Genomic DNA, 20,806 nt, shown 5'->3' with positions numbered 1-20,806 from the left:
GTTTAGTTTTCAAAGAACAATCAAATCATATCTGCTAATCTACTAAATTAGCGACATTTATTATCTTAATATAAATTAAAACGAATGTCAATACTGAAATTTTTTAATCAATCTCGATTGAACTCATCACTTCGTATCAGCGACAAGGAATATCATACTATCCCTTTACTATTTTCGTCAACTAGTATTTTTCATATTTTAATACTAATTTCAAGTATAAATAAAGGATAATATTATTCAATTTCTAATAAGATTGTAAAAGCGTTCCATTCAGAAAGAATTAAAGGTTTAGATTCATGTTTATAGGAAAAAATACTTTAGTAAATTCGTTCTCAAAAAGGAGATGTGCTAAAGTGAGTTGGAACCTGCAAAAAAAAGATGAAGACCATGGTTTAGTAAACCCAATTGAACAGGATCAGTTAGAAAATTCAAGTCAAAATGAAAAATCACCTGAATTTGATGAAATTGGAACAGCTCTTAATGAGATCTAAGCAAGGTCTAAAAAAGCCCTTTGCACAAAGAGAATTTTCTCTTCGTGCAAAGGGCTTTTTTATTTCTTTATGGCCTTTAAGACAATAGCTTCACCTTGAAAGGAAATTACTTGATCTTTTTCAATAACAATACGGAATTTTTGTTTTATTTTTGGTGAAGCATTTAAAATATAATGCTCCAATTTTTCTTTTTCAGCCAAGGCCAAATTCATCCGATTGCACCATGGTTCAAATAGAAAGGTTTTTTCAAACCGATGCCATTCAGCAATTTCAAAACCACTTAATTCAATCATCCGCAGCCACTCCGTTTTTTTCCAGGCACGAAAATGACTGAAATCACGCCATTTTTCAATCGTATTATAAAATCGATCGAATTCTTCCTCTTCTGGTGTTACATTATCATCCAGCAAAAATTGTCCATTTGGTTTAAGAACTCGGTAAACTTCTTCAATAAATCTATTTACATTTGGAAAATGATGCGGAGCAATCCTGCAAGTGACAATATCAAAGGATTCATCCGAAAAAGGAAGATTTTCGGCATCACCAACGATGAAATTAACATTTTGATTCCCGTTTTCTTTGATAAATTTTTCAGCCGCTTTTAACATTTCAGGGGTCAAATCAAAAGCTATCACCTTTTTTACAAAAGACGCAAATGCATTAGCGGTATGACCACCGCCTGTAGCAATATCAAGCAGCTCTTCCTTTCCATTAAAAGAAACCATCTCTAGTAATTTCTGCAGGTCTTTCCCCTTTTTATGAATGGAACTACTCACATATGAATCGGCACTTTTTCCAAACTGCTGTTGTACATCTTTTTTGATATCCATTATAGATTCCCCCGTTCTTTTCTTTGTTAAATTAACTATAGAGCATCTAACTCATAATGAAAATTACGGGTTTTTTATAATTTATAATAAGAAAAAGTTATCAAAATATAAATTTAATGAAGTTCTAAAACAACTGGGCAATGGTCACTGCCCATAACCTCTGAATGAATATCCGCATGTTTTAATCGCCCACAAAATGTTTTGGAGACGATAAAATAATCAATCCGCCATCCAATATTTCGCTCCCGAACCTTTGCCATATAAGACCACCACGTATAGGCACCTTCCTTTTCAGGATTAAAATGGCGATAACTATCGACAAAGCCAACATCCAGTAAAGTGGTCATTTTGCCCCGTTCTTCGTCCGTAAAGCCTGAGTTCCCAACATTCGATTTTGGGTTTCTTAAATCGATTTCTTGATGCGCGACATTCAAGTCACCACAAAGAATAACTGGTTTTACCGCATCTAACTCTTGCAGGTGCGTAAGAATCCGGTCCTCCCATTCCAGGCGAAAACCAATTCGCGCTAAATCACGCTGGGAATTTGGTGTATACACATTAACCAAGAAAAAGTTTTCAAACTCTAAAGTAAGAATCCTTCCTTCGTTTTCACTTTCATCCATTCCTACACCATATCTAACAGATAGCGGCTCAACTTTGGTAAAAACGGCAGTACCGGAATAACCTTTTTTTACGGCATAGTTCCAGTATTGATGATATCCTTCTAATTCTAAGTTAATTTGACCATCCTGCAATTTCGTTTCCTGGATACAAAAAATATCAGCATCCACCTCGTGAAAATAATCTAGAAAGCCTTTTTTAACGCAAGCTCTTAAGCCGTTTACATTCCAAGATACTAATTTCATTTAAAGATTCCATCTCCCCTGATGACTAATAATTTTATAGTTTGATAGGAGACATTGTACCAGATTTTTTGATAACCTCAAAAAAGGCAGTTTGTCACTGCCTTTAATTTGGGACAAAATTCTTTTCAATTAGTTTTTCGGAAAATAGCTCTGAGACTGGGACAATTTTGATATCACGTCTTTTAAATTCATCCATAGATTGAAAAATTCCCACTGAACAGACCTTACCGGTTACGCCTACATGGCCAATGGCAATCCCTGTTCCTTTAATTTCAGTCACCTTAGCAAGCCTGATCATCTGTTTGTAGACATGGGAGGAAGAGGATATATCATCCAGAAAGACATCTCTTTTTAATAGAGGCACTCCCAGCTCTAATGCAATTTCGGGAAATTTACTTCTAGGGCTGGTGGCGCTGTCAATAATATAGAGGTTATTTTCTTTTGCCACTTCCACAATCGCCCGGACAATTCCTTCTTTTTCAACAGCCAGTGACCCCATATGATTATTAAGTCCAACTGCATAGGGAATGCTCTTAATTGCTTCCTTCACCCGTTTCCTGACTTGTTGTGGCGTAAGGTCTACTGTAATCGGCTTTGGACCAAGCCACGATCTTTTTCCATGCTTCGGCTCCATAGGCAAATGCACCATGACTTCAAAACCATTTTTATGGGCCCATTCAGCATGTGCTTTCGAGTTTACCGAAAATGGCATTACCGCCGCAGTAATCGGGATATCCCCTTCTAAAAAGTCTCTAACCCCTCCTATACCTCCTCCAAAATCATCGATAATAAGAGCTGCCTTTAATTGCTTGACTTCAGTATTTTCAGCCGACGCTTTTACCTGAAACGATAAAAGCAAGAACGGGATAAGAATGACCATAATTTTTTTCATATAGACCCCCAAAAGTGAACTTTTGAAGATATTTTTCCCAATGTAGTAATAAACATTCCCAAATAAAAAAGAGAGCTAAAATCAGCTCTCCCATTTACTTATTCTTCATCATATACCTTTACTTCTTTCATAATGTCGCCATTTCTCATCGCTTTTGCAGTTTCTAAACCGGATGTCACTTGACCAAATACAGTATGAACACCATTTAAATGTGGCTGAGATTCATGTACGATAAAGAATTGGCTGCCACCAGTATTTCTACCAGCGTGAGCCATTGATAATGCGCCTGGTACATGCTTGTGTGGATTTCCTTCTGTTTCACATTTGATAGTGTAGCCAGGTCCACCAGTTCCTGTTCCTTGAGGACATCCTCCTTGGCTTACGAACCCTGGAATAACACGGTGGAACGTTAATCCATTGTAAAAACCTTTGTTTGCTAATGTTTCAAAATTTTCCACTGTACCTGGTGCCGCTTCCGGATAAAGATCAAATTCAATCTTTTCACCGTTTTCCATCAAAAAATGTCCTTTTTTTGCCATTTGACAACACTCCCTTATGTAAAAAATCATTTTTATCATACACTTTTCGAAAAAGAAAAGAAAGTAAATGGCAAATGTAATATTTTCACGATGAACGTGTTAAAATAGATGTAGAGCCCCTGCCGAACATTTCGCTTGTTGCGGGACACTTAACCAATGTACGGACGGCAGGGGCCATTGGTGTCACTAGATGACATCCAAAAGCCGAGATTAACGTCTCGGCTTTTGTCATTTTTGTTTTTCCAACCATAGAAAATAAAAAGTAATAATGGATAAGAATACCAAATATCCAACGAACGAATAAACGTGCTTCCATTCCTCCGAGTGAACAAACCAGCCCAGCTCCTCCGCTAATTTTTCAAATATTGGCATCAACAGACTGACAAACAGGATAATGCCTGCTTTTCCCCATTGATTCACTTGGGACATACAATATAGAAAAACTACCACTAAAATGGGCAGACCAACTAAGGTAAAAGCTATATTGAACGAGAAGATTTCCGGAAGCGGCCTAAAAGGAAATTGATACATCTTTTTTCCAATAAAATAAAGATCTAAATACGACCCAAGCAATGAAGCTAGCACTGCACAGGCTAGATGATGCTTATTCCAAAAAGTGAATCGCTTTTTTCGCAAGGGCTGCAAGTTCGAGCCTTTCAAGTGTTTTACAGTATTCATTTAATATCTCCCCATCAATCATTTCAATATCCTCAACTAAATAATCAGCGATACGGTAATCACTAAACCAATCCCCTTTTTCTGCTTCCGTATGAGTGACGTTTTTCCAAGCATTTACAAGGCTAGGACTATAAATTTTACGTGCCCCATTTTTTAGCTGACATGATTTTAAGCGAAGCTGATAAGCAAATCCCGGTATTCCTTCATTCACATTATTAAAAATATGTGGCCAATAATCTTTCCTTGAACCGGAATGGGGATTTCTTTTCGCCCATTCCACTATTTGGTTTAATCGTCCTTTGTCTTTAAAAAGGACCGTATATAACCGTTTTCCGAGTAAAATCCGCTCATTCAGTGATTCAAACTGGTGAAGAGTCTGTCCACAGAGGTTCTTTTTTCCATAAGGAAAGAGAATGTGGTTAAAGGAAAGCCAATCCTGGAGTAAAAATTCAATTTTTGTTAGGACATCCTTTTGGTGCTTCGGATTTTGAATCACTCGCTGTTCCAAGTAGTTTTGCTCATTGATAACCATCGCTATCGCAAGAATATACGTGGATTGCTCTCTCCAGAAATGATTCCAAATTGTTTCCATAAAAGTGGAAATGTTTAAAAAAGAAAATAAATAAAACAATGGCTTATTTTGTTTCAAGCTCTCCTCGTAAATCAAAAATTGCGGATATACATCCTGAAAAATCAGCCAGTTCCCCCTTTCCAAAAAAGCAAAAAAGGTATCTCGATCTTTTTTAGCCATCAATCTCGTAATGAATTCCCCTTTTAAGTCGGTCATATTATAGCCACCGTTTCGGGAAACCATATGCCCTAAAAAAGCCCACTGAATTTCCGGGTGATTCAAATAGAAATCAAGGTAGGTTTTCGTTCTAGTAACATTATTGAGATTATGTTCAGCTGTTTTGCTTCTTATTTGTAGGATTATTTCTCGTTCACCCTTTGATAGTTGCAATGGTGGGGATTTTGTTTTGCTTTTCTTCTTCAATTCGTCGCGAATACTTTCCACCGGTGTTTTCTCTTGGTTTCTAATAAAAAAAATAGCTCATAACCTCCCTTATGAATTCTCATCCCAGAACAGGAATATGTATAGGTGAGAATATTTATATGGGAGAGGAATGAGGAGTTCAGATGATGGATACGAGAAAAGGCATGGACTGGCTGATAGAAATGCTGAGAAAAGACCAATCTCCCGATGGCTCATGGAATTATCCCTTTGAAACCGGAACTTCAACTGACGCCTATATGATTATTTTATTACGTTCCTTAGAATTAAATGATGAAGAATTAATACAAGGTCTTACTCGGAGGATTTTAATCAGACAGGAGAAAAACGGAGCCTGGAAGCTTTTTTACGATGAAGGTGAAGGAAATCTATCGGCAACGGTGGAATGTTATTATGCGCTTCTTTATTCGGGCTATTTTTCTAAAGACGACAAGCAGCTTGTTGCGGCAAAAAGATTTATTTTAGCAAAGGGAGGGTTGGAAGAGGTCAGCATGTTTACCAAAATCATGCTGGCATTAACTGGTCAATATAAATGGCCAGCCTTTACCCCTCTGCCAATTGAAGTGATTCTCTTGCCACATATTTTTCCAATTAATTTTCATTCTTTTTCCGTTTTTGGGAGAGCAAACTTAACCCCAATTATGATTCTCGCCGATAAAAAGTTTTCCATTAAGACAGAAAAAAGTCCAGACCTATCGGAATTGCATTTACATCGCCAGTTAGATGACCAATGGCTGCGGTCCACTGAGATGCGGTCATTATTTTCTTTTATCGAAGATGGGGTTAAGAGCTTAATTGGTTTACCAAAGGAACTCCACAATTTAGCAATCCAACGAGCGAAAAAGTATATGCTCGATCACCTTGAACCCGATGGAACGCTTTACAGTTATTATAGCTGTACCTTTTTGATGATCTTTGCCCTCCTTTCTCTAGGGTTTAAAAAAACGGATCCCGTTATCACAAAAGCAGTAGAGGGAATCCGGGCGATGAAATGTGAAATTAACGGGTTTCCCCATATGCAATACACGACTGCAAACGTGTGGAATACGTCATTAATAAGCTACACCCTGCAATCAGCAGGTGTTCAACCTGAAGACCAAATGGTAACAAATGCCAATCGCTACCTTCTTACGCGTCAGCATACTAAATTCGGAGATTGGGTGATTCATAATCCATCTACCTTGCCAGGCGGCTGGGGCTTTTCGGATATAAATACCATCAACCCTGACGTTGATGACACGACTGCATCACTTAGGTCCATTTCAAGAATCCTGCCAACAGAGCTTGCAACATGGGAACGTGGTATCCGATGGGTCCTCTCCATGCAAAACGACGATGGCGGCTGGGCAGGTTTTGAAAAAAATGCGAATACAAAGGTATTTGAATTGCTACCTATTGAAAAAGGTGAGTTTTTACTTACAGACCCCTCATGTGCGGATATCACAGGTAGAACATTAGAGTTTTTTGGGAATTATACGAATCTGCCCAAGGATCATACTTCTATAAAAAAAGGCATTAAATGGCTGTTGAAAAATCAAGAAGGGGATGGCTCCTGGTACGGTCGCTGGGGGATTTGTTATCTATATGGGACATGGGCCTCCATTACAGGGTTACTGGCGGTTGACGTCCCGAAAAGTCACCAAGCTATTCAAGCGGCTGTTAAATGGCTCCTCACTATTCAAAATGCGGATGGCGGTTGGGGAGAATCGTGCCATAGTGACAGCAAAAAAGCGTATGTCCCTTTACGAGCAAGTACCCTTACGCATACAGCCTGGGCCCTCGATGCGTTAATTACCATTTCAGAAAAACCAACTACAACAATCGAAAAAGGAATTAAATATTTATTAGAATCACTTGAAAAAGACGATTGGACCACCGCTTACCCGAAAGGGCAAGGAATGGCAGGCGGATTTTATATACACTACCATAGTTATCGCTATATTTTTCCACTTTTGGCACTGTCAAACTACCAAACGAAGTTCGGAAAATAGTAAAACATAATGTTTATCTGCGAAACTTTCCCATTTATCTGCGAAACTTTATGATTTATCTTCGAAAACATCCATTTTATCTGCGAAACGATAATTTCAACAAAAATGAAATGAGCGACGGCTATGCTCAGGAGCCGTCGCTCTTTTTAGATTAAGTCAGTAAGACCTTTATAAATATCAACGATTTCATCTAGCCTCATTCTTACTAAACCACTAGAAGAAGGCGCTACAAAATCAATCGTCCCTGGCACAACAGCCTCCTCCTGAATCCCCCAGGGGACGACCTTTCGACCGCTATATTCTTGATATACTCCTTTTCCGACAAAACAAACCACCTTAGGCTTTAAATGAGCAATTTTCTGTTTTAAAATTTCTCTTCCCTCTTTATATTCTTCCTTCGTAATTTCATCCGCTGCCTTCGTAGGCCTGGAAACAATATTCGTGAATCCGATTCCCAAATCCAGCAGTTTATAATCCTCCGATGCATCCCATTTACGTCCAGTAATCCCCGCTTCAAAAATAATTTTCCAAAAGCGATTATTGGGATTAGCATAATGGTGGCCAAGTTCACTTGAACGAACGCTTGGATTAAAGCCAACAAATAAGATTTTCAAATCTTCCTTTAAATGATCACTTATCGGTTTCATTTTTTTCTCCTGTTCAGGCTTTTTTATATAATATCATTTTGTAAAAATCTTCACACTTCGAAAAGAAGTAATGATACATGCTAGGAGCCCAACAATAGAAACAATCACTAACGAATAAAGAAGCGTGGGGTCCTTAAGGAGGAGTAATCCAGTGGAAATAATCACCGAATCAATAACAAATCCAATCACTCCCACATTCACTTTTGACCATTTTGCGATTAAGAGTGCAAGTAAATCGATTCCGCCTGGACTAATATGATTTCTTAGCATGACACCAACACCGATTCCGATAATTGCTGCACCAAATATCACACTGCTCATAATTGGCAAATGAATCATTCCATTTAGCGGACTTAACATGTCCAACAAAAGTCCGCAACCGATAGCACCCGCTAACCCATTCAAAAAGTATTCGGGCTCTGATTTATATGCATAAATATAGACTGGTATATTTAGTAAAATAAATGTCAATCCAACTTTAACCCCACATAAGTAGTTAAGAAGAAGGCTGACCCCAAAAAAGCCCCCATTAATTAAATGAAAATGTAGAATGAATCCGTTAATCCCTATTCCAATCATGGTGCTGCCGAATCCAATTATCGTTAGTTTTTTTAGCATCCTACCCCTCCTTGTCCTCATCCTTTATTACCACTTATATGATTCAAGAATGGAGTTCATTCAATAGGATTTTGGTCTACTAAAAAAAGGAGCCTCAAAGAGACCCCGTTTAAGCAGCGGCTATACGTTTTTCTTTCGATTTACGAATTTGTTTTATCATGGAAATGAAAAACGTTAAAAATGGTAATACCCATAAAAAGATGGCATAGGGTAAATACCTAAATAACGGAATGCCAACAATCGTACTACACATAATCGCCAACACACTCCACGGAACCATTCCTGGAAATAACATGGTCGTATCCCCCATGACTCTCGCTAATTCTTCTTTTCCATATTTAGAAGACCAATGCGGAAGAAAGGATCTTCCTGTTAAAATGATTGGAAGTGTTTGATTCGCTCCTATTAAAGTGATGATCAATGTTGCAATGAGAGTTTTTAAGGTATCCCCTATTAAAGAACGAGAGGATTGTAACCACTTATCTAAATAAGGCTGAATGACGTTTAATTCCTCTAATAAACCATTATAGGCGCCTGCTAAGGCAAGAAATAGCAGCAATTCATACATATGAACTAAACCGCCGCCAAGACCAGCAATGCCATGCCAAAATGAATCTGTTAAATTGATAAAGGTAGCCCCTTCTGCCAATGCAATCATGGCAGCTGATAGAATGCTAGCTATAAATGCATATATTATGCTAATCCGAAGGATAACAAAAACAATTAACACGAGAGGCGGAATAAACTTAATCCAGGAAAGCTCACTCCAAACGAAAGGCTTTTGATTCAATGTGCTCACTATCGAACTTTGATAATCGAAAAGTAGATAAAATAAAATGGAAATCATCACGGCTATTATCGTCGTCAAAAGCATGGCCCGCCATTGCCTTTTTATTGGCAACTCGACCGTATGCGACAAAAGCTGGTGAGCACTAGAAAATGGCGAAGTCCGATCGCCGACAAATGCACCCGAAACTAATGCACCGGCCACCACCTCAAGAGGAAGCTTTAATACCAACGCTGTCCCTAATATTGGAACCCCAATTGCACTTAACGTTCCAACTGTTGTCCCAAGAAGCATAGAGAACACAAGCGCCATAATAAACGATAAAACAAAAAAATGCTCCGGGTTAATAAAATTAAGAGCTACTTTCACCATTTGATCAATCGTTCCCGATAAATACCAGGATGGAAGTAAAAAACTAACAAGAAAGAGAATAATGATGACAATTTTAGTTTTGTATACGCCCATAAAACTGATTCTTACTGTCTTCTTCAATGACATCCCTTTTTTGACTGCTAAATAAAATAAAACAAGAAAGCCTGGCAGAAAACCGATAACGAGCGGCTGATGGTAAATGACAGAACAGACCACTCCTAAAATGGTCATAACGAGCAGAATAAGAACTTGTATGTTGGAAAAATTTGACACCATCTTAAGACCACCTTTATAAAGAAAACCATAGATAATTATACGGAAATCTTCTTATTTAGAGAAGTCTTTAATTCTTAATATAAAAAAAGCCGCTATTAAAACGGCTCAAGCAAACGTTGTATAGACACTTGCGCACTCTTCACCACTCGGCTGATAAAAGCAATGAAGCTTAAATCGAGACACGAATGGCTGGTCATACCATGTTTGCGGACAATTCCCTTGAGGTCTGAAATACCAAAGACTAAATTTTGCCGGCCAATACCTTTCGCCGTTGATAACTTTTTGAGCTAATCTCTTTTCTGAAGATCTTGCTCTCTGATAAAAATATCCCTTTGTAGTCGCTTCAAAGGCATGTGGCTGATAAATCATTTGCGGGATGGTTCGAAGACCTTTAAAATCTGAACAATTCGCTCGAAGCCGATTAATTCCCACGTTTCCGATCAGAAGCATGCCAAGTTCCCCTTCCCCTTCACCCTCCGCGCGTAGTAATCGAGCTAAAAGATCGATATCAGATGAACTTGCCTTCACTACTGCCATCACTTCACCCCCATATTTATTGCCTTATATCATATTCCTATAGGACCTGGTGTTGACAGCAATGATACAAATTCGCGTTATACTACATCATCAAGTTGACGATAAAGCAGGTCACGTTCTTTCTCCAACGACTCTAATTCAGAATAAAATCTTTGCAGTAAAGTGAGGTCACTTTCTGATTCCATTTGTTTTTGTAACAAATGAATGTCCATTTCAATTTGCTCGATCATTTCTTCGATGACATCGAAATTTTGCTGCTTAACTTCTATTTTTTCCTTCACTTTTTTAACAGGAGGAGAGGCTATTTCCTCGACAGACACTGAAAAGAAAGAAGGCAACTTCTCTTTTGCCCAATCATAGTTCCCATCGAAAAAGTGGACAGTCCCATTTTGAAGCCAATAAATTTTATTAAATAATTTGTTGAGGAAATAGCGATCATGAGAGACAGCCAAAATCGTGCCGTTAAATTGCTCCAACGCTTCCTCTAGCACTTCACAGGAATCAATATCTAAGTGATTGGTCGGTTCATCTAGAATCAACAGGTTGATATCTTGGTACATTAGCTGAGCAAGGCGTAGTCGCATCCTCTCACCGCCGCTTAACTGATTCACTTTGCGGAAAACTGCTGGTCCGTAGAATAAGAAACGGGCTAAAACATGACGAGCTTCTCCCTCATTCACATTTACTTCAGAGCGGAATACATCAATTAACGGTTCATCACCAATATCCGCAAAAACATGCTGAGACAAATAGCCTGCTTTTACATTACTGCCCACCTTGACCATGCCCTTATCAGCTTCTAAATCACGTAAAATCATTTTCAACAAGGTCGATTTTCCCGTTCCATTTTCACCAACAATCGCTGTTCGATCTTTGTATTGAACTAGCATATTAACATGATTAAAGAGTGTTCGGCTGCCAAAGCTTTTCGACACATTTTCAAGGATTATTACATCCTTTCCGCTCCGATCATTTGCCTCGAATTCAATGCCCATTTTCTTAACTTCCATTTTCGGACGATCTAATTTATCGATACGGTCAAGCGCCCGTTGCATGTTTGTAGCGCGCTTATGAAGGGCAGCGCTCGGAGGATTAGAACGGTTTGCCCAGTCACGCAGCCGTTTAATAGCTTCCTTCATCTTTTTAATTTTCTTCTGCTGTTCTTGATACTCTTGAAATTCTCTTAACAATCTTTCTTCCTTCTCCTTGACATAATTACTAAAATTCGTATGGTATAGATCAATTTCACCATCTTCCATTTCAAAAACCTTGTTTACTACTTCATCTAAAAAGTAACGGTCATGAGAAATGAGAATGATGGTCCCTTTGTATTCCTTTAGGAAGGAGCCCAGCCACTCGATCGCCATCAAATCTAAATGATTAGTTGGCTCATCAAGTAATAAGAGATCTGGATTTTTCAATAAGCTTAGACCAAGACCGACCTTTGTTTTCTCCCCACCGCTTAAGAGATAAAATGGTTTTTCCAGTAAGTCTGTAATTTTTAGTCCGTTCGCAACTCGATCCATTTGTGCGTCCATTTCGTAGCCGCCATTTAAAATAAACTCATCTTGGAGCTTTCCGTACTGCTCGATTAATTGTTGTATTTTTTCCGGAGCCATTTCCTGCCCCATTTCAAGCTCTAATTGTTTTAGCTTTGCCTCTGTCTTTGTTAATTGGTCGAAAGCCGTTTTCAAAAATTCCTTAACGTTCAGGTCCTGAAAATCAGGAATCTGAGCCAAATAACCGATTTTTAGTCCTTTTTTCCAATGAATGACTCCTTCATCAACGGTTTCTAAATTGGCAAGCAATTTTAATAAAGTGGTTTTGCCGCTGCCATTTCGGCCTACTAAACCCATGCGGCTGCCATCCTGTATTTCAACAGATAAATCTTTAAAAATCATATTACCGCCAAACGATTTTGCTATATGGTTAACGCTGCAAATAATCATGTTCATTCTCCTTTTATTAAAAAAATCGATGAACACTTCTCCATACAAAAAGCCGCGGGCTACAACAACTCCCGCGGCAAATAAAAGGGCATAGAAAAAGAGTGCGGGCGATGCACTCTCCTGTTTCCCTATTTATTGTGGGTAAAGAGATGTGTTATCGTTCTAATTTCACTATGCAGTTTCGAAAAAAGGGCAGACTTCCCCCTTGAAAAACTACATCATGAAAAATTGCACGGTAAATATTTAAAGCTTCAAGCCATAATAAGCGTGCAAAAATAGAACGTTTCATCTCTTCCCCACCTCCGTTTCTAAACAAGTTAATTTCATTCTAAATTTTTCCTGAAAGATTTGCAAGCCCAAATTTTCTGATTAATGAAGATACTTTTTCCGGGAACCAAACCTTCTTCGATAAACAAACTTCCTTAAGTCCTTTTCATTGATGTTCCCGTCATAGATTAAAAAAAGCAAGGATTGAAATTCCGGATATCGCTCCATGACGAAAAGAGCGAACTTCTTCCGTTCGCCCTTCACTTTATGTTGAAATTCTTCGTCATCTAATATTTGTTTCAGCTGTTTCTCATAGTAAACCTTCGTATCTTCCCATTTATCCTTTCGATTTTCCAAAATATCTTGGGCATATAGAGGTAATTTTTCAATCACAAGATCAATATAACCTTCTGACCACATCAGCATTTTATCCTTTTCAGGAAGCTCAAAAACCATATTCATCAGTTCAATATCATCAGCATGCTCACTGGCAGCATATTTTCCGACCCGATTCATTTCCACACCTCTTGAAAAAGTTCTTTGCTATTATTGTGCCTCAAATCAGTCGGTTGTATTTGCGGATAGTTTTACATTTAACGTTTGCAGTTTCCCATCACGGTACACTTCAAACTTAATTTCATCGCCAATTTTCACTTTTGTATAAAGATATTTTCTTAATTCAGAGGAATTGGCAATTGCAGTACCATTCATAGAAACGATTAAATCCTTCGCTTGGAACCCAGCTTGAGCGGCTGCCGAATTTGGATCAATATTCATAACCAGCACACCTTTGTTGACATTGTTTGGAAGGTTCTGCCAATACATTTGCGGTACCTGGTCTAAATCAGCTAATCCGACACCAAGATATGGGCGTTCAATTTTTCCATTTTTAATTAATTGATTGACAATGGGAATCAGATCATTACTTGGAATCGCAAAACCTAATCCTTCTACACCACTTTCAGAAATCTTCAAACTATTGATGCCAATCACTTGTCCTTGAGGGTTAATTAAGGCACCGCCGCTATTTCCTGGATTAATGGCTGCATCTGTTTGAATAACATTTGTATCCCAATTGCCTGCGGATGTAGAGACGGAAATGCTGCGATTGGTTGCACTAACGATTCCTTGTGTGACCGTTCTAGATAAATCGAGTCCAAGTGGGTTTCCGATCGCATAGACCTGATCACCGGGACGGAGTGTCGAGGAATTACCAAAATCTGCGGTTGCCGTCACATATTTTGCATCAATTTTTAAAACAGCAAGGTCGGTTAAAGCATCCGTTCCAACCACTTCAGCGGTTGTTTTCTGACCGTCAAACAAAGAAATTTCAAGCTTTGACGCACCTTCTACCACGTGATTATTGGTAACGATATAAGCGATATTATTATTTTTTTGAAAAATAACTCCAGAACCAGAGCCGCTTTCCACACTTTGTGAGGAATTAGCATTGCCATAAAAATTATTTTGTTGCTGCTGGTAATTTACAATTCCAACAATTGCTTTAGAAACATTTTCGACTGTATCAGCAATGGAGCCTGTAGTCCTTGTCGTTGGTTTAGCGGAAACTTCTTTCACTTGATTGTTACTGTTCAAAGCAGTCACCACTTGGTTCTGATCGGAGTTATTAAGGTTTTTGAAATAGTCTGTATGAGGCAAAACGGTTAACGTCAAAACAGAGCCAATAACACCAGCCGCGATTGTTGTGGCAAATCCCTTAACATAGCTCTTTTTACTTTTTACATTCTGGATTGCCGCACGACTTTGGTCTACAACTGCTATTTTTTCAATTTCCTCTGTTTCCGCTCTTTTCTCTTCTATAGTTGAACGGTACTCTTCCTCCGGAAAAATAGCATCTACTGATTGGATAAGTAATTCTTCATTATTGCTTCCAGTCACTTCAGAGGAATTAGTTTGATTTTTTTCGTATTCATTGCCTTCTTTAAATTCCATTTCCATCAATCTCCCTTTCAGCATTGTTCTTCATCTTGACTCCACTTTAACCGACAAATCTTAAGAAATTATTAACAAACTTTAACGGGATTAGGAAATTTATAAGAATAAAATAAAAAAAGCCCGACATTTGCCGAAGCTTTTCTAGATTTTTTGAAAACGAATAACGAATTTCGTTCCTTTTCCTTTTTCACTAGTAACATTAATTTCTCCATTATGTAGGAGAACTAGCTGTTTTACAATAGATAGACCAAGACCAAACTCGCCATATGGGTTGCTGGTTCTAGAGATATCAGCCTTATAAAAACGCCGCCAAATATTTTCAACTTCGTCTGGATCAATGCCGATTCCCGTATCTTCTACTTCAATAATAGTCGCACCTTGTTCTTCTCTTCCTCGTAACCAAATGGTGCCTTCCGAAGTAAATTGAATGCTATTTTTCGTGATATTGATTAAAATTTGCACAAGTCGATCATAATCTGCATGAACAATCACGTCTGGTTCAGCCTCAACAATGATTTGGTTATTTTTCTCTTCTGCTTGGAGCATTAATTGTTCCTGGATAATTTCTAGGACTTCTACGAGCTGTATGTCTTCATTAAATAATTGGATTTGATTGGAACGAATTTTATCATAGTCTAAATTCTCATTAACTAATCTAATTAATCTTTTTGCCTCTTGACTTACTAAATTGATTCCCCGCTCCTTATCCTCTTCCGGAATCATATCGTTTTTGAGCCCTTCGATTACACCACTAATCGTGGTTAATGGTGTCCGCATCTCGTGAGAAACATCTGACAAAAATTGCCGGCGGCGGTTCTCTAAACTTTCAATTTCCTCCATGGAAGCGTTAATTTTATCAACCATATGGTTAAATTCATTGGCCAATTCACCAATCTCATCAAAATCAGCAGCGTGGACATGAACCTGATAGTGTCCAGCTGACACAAGTGAAGCTGCTTCTCGAAGCCTTTTAATCCGAATCACATGGACCCGTGATAAAAACCAGCTTTGTAAGAATGAAACACCAAAAGCAATTAAAATGGTGTACAATAAAAATTTATTAATTTGATGGATCATGGCACTTGAACCGCTAATGGGCGAGGTTAATAACACTCCTCCAAAGAATTTACCATTTTCTAAGTAGGGTAATACCACAAAGGTTACTCCATCTTGTCCAAATCTTCTATAATCAAGCGGGATAATGATTGTTTGACCGTCCTTAATTTTCTCCCATTCAGATTTGGATAAGCCTTTAATCGTTGGACCATTTTTACTTACTAAATACAAATTACCATCCTGGTCAAACATACTAAAGCTCATTTTTCTTGCAGCCAAAACAGAACTATATTGATTAATAATCTGATCAGTTCCATATGGATTTTCCTTTATGTCTTCCAAAATGGCTTTTCCAAATGAGCTCAGTTCATCAGCTTTATTCGAATAAACCAAATTTTCAACATAATGGGCAAACAGAAGGCTTAACAATAAGAATGCTACAATGATGATACTAATATGACTAAAAAATTGTTGGTAAAAGTACCTAAACTTCATCTGTTTTAATTGTGTCATCGAACTTATAACCTACTCCCCAAACAGTGTGGAAGAATGGCTGCGAAGTGGTTTCGACTTTTTTCCGCAACCGTTTGATGTGAACATCTACTGTTCGTTCATCACCGTAAAATTGATATCCCCAAACCCGTTCAAGTAACTGCTCCCTAGAAAATACTTGTCGAGGATGTTCTACCATGTAATACAACAAATCGAACTCTTTGGGTGTCAGGTTTGTAACAGGAGTGCCATCAATAATTACTTCTCTTGTCGTTTTATTTACTTTAAAATGTTCGGTCTGCAAGGTGTCTGTTCGCTCATTTGGCACTTGTGTTTGAAAGCGCCGCGTAACCGCTTTTATTCTGGCCATTAACGTTAAAGGACTAAATGGCTTGGTGACGTAATCATCAGCCCCCATCTCAAGTCCTAGGACTTGGTCTGATTCACTGTCCTTTGCCGTTAACATAATAATCGGAACTGTAAATTTTTCTTCTCTAATTTTGCGGCAAATGCTTACCCCGTCCATTCCTGGGAGCATCCAATCGACAATTAGAGCATCCCATGAGCCATTTTTAAAACGGTTATAGCCTTCCATACCGTCGTTTACAAATTCACCATCAATTCCTTCTTTAGCAAAAAACATTTCAATCATCGAGCAGACACTTTTATTATCTTCAATCACTAATATTTTCAAAATAACTTCATCTCCTTGCCTAAAAAACTGTTCTTTCTATATAGTGTAATCGAAATTTTTTACTTATCAAACGTTCTGCCCAATTCTTCTCCACTAATTAATACTTTGTTCATAGTTTATTAATATTTTTAAATAAAAAGAGACCTTGAATACATTCAAGGCCTCTTTTAGTTAAGGTTCTAAAATAAGTTTTCCTAGGGTTTTTCGCGACTGTAGTAAAGTATGAACCTTCGCGGCATCTTCGAGCGGGAATACGCCTCCAATGGTAAGCCTAAGCTTCCCTTGACCTAAATGAGTCAATAATTCTACTAAACTAGGCTGAAGTAATTCTGGCTTTCTCATAATTTGCGGCAGGAAGAAACCGATGACCGATTGGTTTCTAGCGATTAACGATGATGGATAAAATTTAGGTTGATCTCCGCTCGCAACACCGAAAATAACCAGTCTACCGAAAGTAGCTAAACATTTTAAGGTCTTATGAAAAACCTCTCCACCCGCCATTTCGAGTGCGACATTTACTCCCTTACCGTTTGTAGCCTCAAGAACTTGTTCTTCCCAGTCCGACTCCGTGTAATTGATAAGGACATCCGCGCCCATTTCACGTGCTAACTCTAACTTTTCAGATGAACTGGCTGTTGCGATGACCTTACCAGCCCCAAAAAGCTTTGCCAGTTGGACGGCAATGGTGCCGACTCCGCCAGCAGCTGCGTGAACAAGAACACTTTCCCCTTTTTCTAAACGGCCCATTGTTTTTAAAATATGGTAAGCACTTAAACCTTGAAGAGGTAAGGCTGCCGCATGCCGGAAATCTAATTGCTCAGGAAGGGGAATTAGGGAACGCTCATCGGCAATCGCAAATTCAGCATAACCCTTTGCTTCAATCAGGGTGACGACTCTTGTTCCAGGTGTTACTTTCGTTACCTTTTCGCCAACTTCGACAACCACACCGGCAATTTCTGCACCCGGAATAAATGGAAGTGGTGTAGGTATGACATACTGCCCCTCTCTACGTGCAGTATCGGCATAATTAACACCAATTGCCTTGATTTCAATTAATACTTCATGACCCGTTGGTACTGGTTTTTCCAAATCTATCACTTTCAGTACTTCTGGACCTCCAAATTCTGTAAGTTGAACTGCTTTCATCACTTTTCTCCTACTTTCCTTTAAATGCTGGTTTTCGCTTTTCTTTAAAGGCAGAGATGCCTTCTTTATGGTCCTCTGTTTCAACCATTAACACTTGAATCAAACGCTCCTGCTCAAGGATTTCTTCCAATGATGAAGTAAATGCTTGATCGACTAATTTTTTCTGTTTTCCATATGCCTTTCCTGCCCCATGTGCTAATTTCAACGCAAACTTTGTCGTTTCCTCCTGAAGTTTTTCAAGCGGAAACAGAAAATTAATGACGCCTAATTGATGGAGTCGTTCAGCTGGAATAGGCTCTGCTGTAAAGAAAAATTGCTTGGCCAGATGTGGTCCAATTAAGCGTGGCAGATGATAAGAACCACCTCCGTCAGAAACAAGGCCTACCTGTGAAAAACTAAGAGCATATTTACTGTCTTCCGCTGCAACAATCAGGTCACACGCTAAAGCTAGATTGAAGCCGGCACCAGCTGCAAAGCCATGAACTGCCGCAATTATCGGCTTTTCCGTTTCTTTCATTAATAAAATTAGTTCATTTAGCTTGCCGATATGCTCATATACCTGAACACCCTTTGCCTGCCCCATTGTTTTCACATCACCGCCAGCACTAAACGAGCGACCAGCACCAGATAAAACGATGACCTGTACATCCTCATCATTTTGGGCATTCGTGAGAGCATTCTTCAATCCTAAAATCATTTCTGGGCTAAAGGCGTTCAAGCTTTCAGGTCGGTTCAATGTTAAGGATAACACAGGTCCTAATTTTTCAATTAATAAATGTTCTTGTGACAATTTCATCTTCCTCTCCATAAAAAAATTTATTATTTTATTAACCAGCCGCCATCGACGAGCAAATCAGTTCCAGTCATATAGGAGGCTTCGCTTGATGAAGCAAAGGCAATGACATTGGCAATTTCTTCTGGGAATCCTACTCTTCGTAAAGCTGTATTCCTTTGGATGGCTTTTACGAAGCGATCATTTTGGAGGCCTCGTTCCGTTAAGGGTGTTTCTACAAACCCAGGTGAGACGGAATTAACACGAATGCCATATTGCGACATTTCCAAAGCGAGCGCCTTAGTAAAATTTATTACACCTGCTTTGGCTGCACTATAGGAAGGAATTTCAGCACCAGCCTGATGGCCTGATAAAGAGGCAATATTGACGATGGCGCGGTTATGTTCCTCTTTTATTGCCCCTTCAACCATTATTTTCCCTATCGCCTTTGACACAAGAAACACGCTTTTAAGGTTCACACTCTGAACAAAATCCCAGTCCTGCTCAGACATATCCAATATATTTCCATGACGAGAACCACCGGCATTATTCACAAGGACATGTAAGTCGCCATACTGCTGTTGGACATATTCCGCTAATTCTTCAACATCATCCCGGTCAGTACAGTCAGCCGCAAAAACCTCTGCTAGCGGGATTCTACTATTCCGATTAATTTCAGCAGCAGTCTCTTCGAGTTTATTTCTGGTTCTTCCAACTAAAATAACCTTAGCACCTTCGCTCGCAAGCCGGACCGCCACAGCCCGGCCAATCCCGCTTCCTGCACCTGTTACTAATGCAATTGTTTGTGAAAACCTCATCTCTTACATCTCCCTATAACTTTTCATTTGCAACCAATGTCGCGTGTTTTATTAATCCCTTTACGAAATTGTTTAAATTAGCAAATCGAGTATCGTTGGTTTGCCCTTTTTGATATCGGTAATAGATTTGCTGACAAATGACAGCCAGTTTAAAGTAAGCAAAGGTCAAATAAAAGTGTAAATTGGAGACATCCCTGCCACTCTTTTTGGCATATAACTCAATGAATTCCTTTCTTGTAAAAAATCCTTCATGCACGGCAGTAACGGGATTTTTTCCATGGCCCGTCTTTAAGTTTTCCGGATCATCAGGAAGATTCCAGTAACTCAACGCTGCTCCAAGGTCAACAAGCGGGTCGCCAACAGTGGTCATCTCCCAATCAAACAATCCAACCATTTCTGTAAAATTCTCATTCAGCATGGCGTTATTCAATTTATAATCATAGTGAATAATCGTGGATTCGGAGTGTTTCGGTATATGGGAAACCAGCCAATGTTTTAATGAGTCCACCTCATTGATTTCATCCGTTTTCGCCCGCTCATATCGGCCAATCCAACCGTGAACCTGCCGCTCCATAAAGCCCTCTGGCTTACTTATTTCTGTAAGTCCTGTTTCTTTGTAATTGAGCGAATGCAACTCCGCCAGCCTTTCAACCATAATTTCAGAAATTTGCCTGCAAAGTGCTGGAGTTACATTTATACCATCTGGAAATGAGGTATCCAAAACGAATCCGTTTTTTCTTTCCATGATAAAAAAGGTACTGCCGACAATTTCAGGATTATCCGAAAAAAGAAGCGGTTCTGGAGCAACCGAAAAAATGGGATTAAGCTCCGAAAGAATTCTAAATTCTCGCTCCATATCATGGGCTTTCGGTGCAACAGGTCCTAAAGGAGGACGTCTTAATACTGCCTCCCAATCTCCCATTTTTAATTGGTAGGTTAGATTTGAATGGCCAGCAGAAAATTGTAAAATCTCCAGCGGACCACCTGGCAGTGATTCGATATTCTCTCGTAAAAATTTTTCTAAAACTAAAAGATTTAATTCTTCCCCTTTTCGAACAGGAATGGTATCTTTGTTCATTTGCCGAGGCATATGACTCCTCCTTTCAATTCCGAAAATTCA

22 protein-coding genes are annotated in these 20,806 nt (G+C 38.8%); 2 read left to right on the top strand and 20 right to left on the bottom strand.

Features of this window, described 5'->3' with window-relative positions:
• The first annotated feature begins 353 nt into the window (after positions 1 to 353).
• On the top strand, positions 354 to 491 hold the full coding sequence (locus tag ABES02_RS26275; RefSeq protein ID WP_430140714.1) for a hypothetical protein: 138 nt from the start codon (positions 354 to 356) through the stop codon (positions 489 to 491).
• Positions 492 to 550: 59 nt separating this feature from the next.
• Here the strand turns inward: ABES02_RS26275 and ABES02_RS26270 are convergent, their stop codons facing one another.
• From ABES02_RS26270 to ABES02_RS26245, 6 genes are all read right to left on the bottom strand, one after another.
• Positions 551 to 1,321, bottom strand: a complete 771-nt coding sequence (locus tag ABES02_RS26270) for a class I SAM-dependent methyltransferase (RefSeq protein WP_430140713.1) — start codon at positions 1,319 to 1,321, stop codon at positions 551 to 553.
• A 113-nt stretch (positions 1,322 to 1,434) separates the two neighbouring features.
• Positions 1,435 to 2,187, bottom strand: coding sequence for an exodeoxyribonuclease III (locus tag ABES02_RS26265; RefSeq protein ID WP_430140712.1), 753 nt, complete (start codon positions 2,185 to 2,187; stop codon positions 1,435 to 1,437).
• A 103-nt stretch (positions 2,188 to 2,290) separates the two neighbouring features.
• On the bottom strand, positions 2,291 to 3,079 hold the full coding sequence (locus tag ABES02_RS26260) for a divergent polysaccharide deacetylase family protein (protein WP_430140711.1): 789 nt from the start codon (positions 3,077 to 3,079) through the stop codon (positions 2,291 to 2,293).
• 98 nt (positions 3,080 to 3,177) lie between these two features.
• Entirely contained in the window at positions 3,178 to 3,618 is a 441-nt protein-coding gene (locus tag ABES02_RS26255) for a peptidylprolyl isomerase (protein ID WP_430140710.1), read from the bottom strand.
• Between the two features lie 228 nt (positions 3,619 to 3,846).
• Positions 3,847 to 4,296 (bottom strand): CBO0543 family protein, encoded by a 450-nt coding sequence (locus tag ABES02_RS26250; protein ID WP_430140709.1) that lies wholly within the window; start codon positions 4,294 to 4,296, stop codon positions 3,847 to 3,849.
• Positions 4,223 to 5,311, bottom strand: coding sequence for a DUF2515 family protein (locus ABES02_RS26245; RefSeq protein ID WP_430140708.1), 1,089 nt, complete (start codon positions 5,309 to 5,311; stop codon positions 4,223 to 4,225). The genes ABES02_RS26250 and ABES02_RS26245 overlap by 74 nt, the downstream gene beginning before the upstream one ends.
• Positions 5,312 to 5,433: 122 nt before the next feature.
• Here ABES02_RS26245 and shc point away from each other — a divergent pair, with 122 nt between their 5' ends.
• Positions 5,434 to 7,299 carry a squalene--hopene cyclase gene (gene shc / locus ABES02_RS26240; RefSeq protein ID WP_430140707.1) on the top strand — a complete coding sequence of 622 codons (1,866 nt, stop codon included), beginning with the start codon at positions 5,434 to 5,436 and terminating at the stop codon, positions 7,297 to 7,299.
• A 146-nt stretch (positions 7,300 to 7,445) separates the two neighbouring features.
• Here the strand turns inward: shc and ABES02_RS26235 are convergent, their stop codons facing one another.
• The 14 genes from ABES02_RS26235 to ABES02_RS26170 form a co-directional block, all read right to left on the bottom strand.
• Positions 7,446 to 7,946, bottom strand: a complete 501-nt coding sequence (locus ABES02_RS26235) for a mismatch-specific DNA-glycosylase (protein WP_430140706.1) — start codon at positions 7,944 to 7,946, stop codon at positions 7,446 to 7,448.
• A 33-nt stretch (positions 7,947 to 7,979) separates the two neighbouring features.
• Positions 7,980 to 8,564: a YitT family protein gene (locus tag ABES02_RS26230; protein WP_430140705.1), complete on the bottom strand. Its 585-nt coding sequence runs from the start codon at positions 8,562 to 8,564 to the stop codon at positions 7,980 to 7,982.
• A gap of 109 nt (positions 8,565 to 8,673) precedes the next feature.
• Positions 8,674 to 9,999: a Na+/H+ antiporter NhaC family protein gene (locus ABES02_RS26225; RefSeq protein ID WP_430140704.1), complete on the bottom strand. Its 1,326-nt coding sequence runs from the start codon at positions 9,997 to 9,999 to the stop codon at positions 8,674 to 8,676.
• 105 nt (positions 10,000 to 10,104) lie between these two features.
• Positions 10,105 to 10,536, bottom strand: coding sequence for a cell wall hydrolase (locus tag ABES02_RS26220; protein WP_430140703.1), 432 nt, complete (start codon positions 10,534 to 10,536; stop codon positions 10,105 to 10,107).
• Positions 10,537 to 10,613: 77 nt separating this feature from the next.
• Positions 10,614 to 12,485, bottom strand: a complete 1,872-nt coding sequence (gene abc-f / locus ABES02_RS26215) for a ribosomal protection-like ABC-F family protein (protein ID WP_430140702.1) — start codon at positions 12,483 to 12,485, stop codon at positions 10,614 to 10,616.
• A 154-nt stretch (positions 12,486 to 12,639) separates the two neighbouring features.
• Positions 12,640 to 12,774: an RAxF-45 family protein gene (locus ABES02_RS26210; protein ID WP_430140701.1), complete on the bottom strand. Its 135-nt coding sequence runs from the start codon at positions 12,772 to 12,774 to the stop codon at positions 12,640 to 12,642.
• A gap of 80 nt (positions 12,775 to 12,854) precedes the next feature.
• Positions 12,855 to 13,268 carry a hypothetical protein gene (locus ABES02_RS26205; RefSeq protein WP_430140700.1) on the bottom strand — a complete coding sequence of 138 codons (414 nt, stop codon included), beginning with the start codon at positions 13,266 to 13,268 and terminating at the stop codon, positions 12,855 to 12,857.
• 45 nt (positions 13,269 to 13,313) lie between these two features.
• Positions 13,314 to 14,705 carry a S1C family serine protease gene (locus ABES02_RS26200; protein ID WP_430140699.1) on the bottom strand — a complete coding sequence of 464 codons (1,392 nt, stop codon included), beginning with the start codon at positions 14,703 to 14,705 and terminating at the stop codon, positions 13,314 to 13,316.
• Positions 14,706 to 14,849: 144 nt separating this feature from the next.
• On the bottom strand, positions 14,850 to 16,259 hold the full coding sequence (locus ABES02_RS26195; RefSeq protein ID WP_430140716.1) for a sensor histidine kinase: 1,410 nt from the start codon (positions 16,257 to 16,259) through the stop codon (positions 14,850 to 14,852).
• Entirely contained in the window at positions 16,249 to 16,950 is a 702-nt protein-coding gene (locus ABES02_RS26190) for a winged helix-turn-helix domain-containing protein (protein WP_430140698.1), read from the bottom strand. The genes ABES02_RS26195 and ABES02_RS26190 overlap by 11 nt, the downstream gene beginning before the upstream one ends.
• A 171-nt stretch (positions 16,951 to 17,121) precedes the next feature.
• Complete coding sequence (locus ABES02_RS26185) at positions 17,122 to 18,096, bottom strand: quinone oxidoreductase family protein (protein ID WP_430140697.1); 975 nt, start codon at positions 18,094 to 18,096, stop codon at positions 17,122 to 17,124.
• 10 nt (positions 18,097 to 18,106) lie between these two features.
• Positions 18,107 to 18,886, bottom strand: a complete 780-nt coding sequence (locus tag ABES02_RS26180; RefSeq protein ID WP_430140715.1) for an enoyl-CoA hydratase/isomerase family protein — start codon at positions 18,884 to 18,886, stop codon at positions 18,107 to 18,109.
• A 29-nt stretch (positions 18,887 to 18,915) separates the two neighbouring features.
• Complete coding sequence (locus ABES02_RS26175; protein ID WP_430140696.1) at positions 18,916 to 19,686, bottom strand: SDR family NAD(P)-dependent oxidoreductase; 771 nt, start codon at positions 19,684 to 19,686, stop codon at positions 18,916 to 18,918.
• A 13-nt stretch (positions 19,687 to 19,699) separates the two neighbouring features.
• Entirely contained in the window at positions 19,700 to 20,776 is a 1,077-nt protein-coding gene (locus ABES02_RS26170; protein WP_430140695.1) for a phosphotransferase family protein, read from the bottom strand.
• Between the last annotated feature and the right edge of the window lie 30 nt (positions 20,777 to 20,806).

It is taken from the genome of Neobacillus pocheonensis (genome assembly GCF_050477905.1).
GTDB classification, from domain to species: Bacteria; Bacillota; Bacilli; order Bacillales; family Cytobacillaceae; genus Neobacillus; species Neobacillus pocheonensis_A.
This window is presented reverse-complemented; position numbering and strand designations above follow the sequence as displayed.

What these genes read in the sequence shown, in the direction of transcription:
- ABES02_RS26270 (WP_430140713.1), bottom strand. Translation starts at nt 1,321, where the DNA reads ATGGATATCAAAAAAGATGTACAACAGCAGTTTGGAAAAAGTGCCGAT.
- ABES02_RS26265 (WP_430140712.1), bottom strand. Translation starts at nt 2,187, where the DNA reads ATGAAATTAGTATCTTGGAATGTAAACGGCTTAAGAGCTTGCGTTAAA.
- ABES02_RS26260 (WP_430140711.1), bottom strand. Translation starts at nt 3,079, where the DNA reads ATGAAAAAAATTATGGTCATTCTTATCCCGTTCTTGCTTTTATCGTTT.
- ABES02_RS26255 (WP_430140710.1), bottom strand. Translation starts at nt 3,618, where the DNA reads ATGGCAAAAAAAGGACATTTTTTGATGGAAAACGGTGAAAAGATTGAA.
- ABES02_RS26250 (WP_430140709.1), bottom strand. Translation starts at nt 4,296, where the DNA reads ATGAATACTGTAAAACACTTGAAAGGCTCGAACTTGCAGCCCTTGCGA.
- shc (WP_430140707.1), top strand. Translation starts at nt 5,434, where the DNA reads ATGATGGATACGAGAAAAGGCATGGACTGGCTGATAGAAATGCTGAGA.
- ABES02_RS26235 (WP_430140706.1), bottom strand. Translation starts at nt 7,946, where the DNA reads ATGAAACCGATAAGTGATCATTTAAAGGAAGATTTGAAAATCTTATTT.
- ABES02_RS26230 (WP_430140705.1), bottom strand. Translation starts at nt 8,564, where the DNA reads ATGCTAAAAAAACTAACGATAATTGGATTCGGCAGCACCATGATTGGA.
- ABES02_RS26225 (WP_430140704.1), bottom strand. Translation starts at nt 9,999, where the DNA reads ATGGTGTCAAATTTTTCCAACATACAAGTTCTTATTCTGCTCGTTATG.
- ABES02_RS26220 (WP_430140703.1), bottom strand. Translation starts at nt 10,536, where the DNA reads ATGGCAGTAGTGAAGGCAAGTTCATCTGATATCGATCTTTTAGCTCGA.
- abc-f (WP_430140702.1), bottom strand. Translation starts at nt 12,485, where the DNA reads ATGATTATTTGCAGCGTTAACCATATAGCAAAATCGTTTGGCGGTAAT.
- ABES02_RS26210 (WP_430140701.1), bottom strand. Translation starts at nt 12,774, where the DNA reads ATGAAACGTTCTATTTTTGCACGCTTATTATGGCTTGAAGCTTTAAAT.
- ABES02_RS26205 (WP_430140700.1), bottom strand. Translation starts at nt 13,268, where the DNA reads ATGAATCGGGTCGGAAAATATGCTGCCAGTGAGCATGCTGATGATATT.
- ABES02_RS26200 (WP_430140699.1), bottom strand. Translation starts at nt 14,705, where the DNA reads ATGGAATTTAAAGAAGGCAATGAATACGAAAAAAATCAAACTAATTCC.
- ABES02_RS26195 (WP_430140716.1), bottom strand. Translation starts at nt 16,259, where the DNA reads ATGAAGTTTAGGTACTTTTACCAACAATTTTTTAGTCATATTAGTATC.
- ABES02_RS26185 (WP_430140697.1), bottom strand. Translation starts at nt 18,096, where the DNA reads ATGAAAGCAGTTCAACTTACAGAATTTGGAGGTCCAGAAGTACTGAAA.
- ABES02_RS26175 (WP_430140696.1), bottom strand. Translation starts at nt 19,686, where the DNA reads ATGAGGTTTTCACAAACAATTGCATTAGTAACAGGTGCAGGAAGCGGG.
- ABES02_RS26170 (WP_430140695.1), bottom strand. Translation starts at nt 20,776, where the DNA reads ATGCCTCGGCAAATGAACAAAGATACCATTCCTGTTCGAAAAGGGGAA.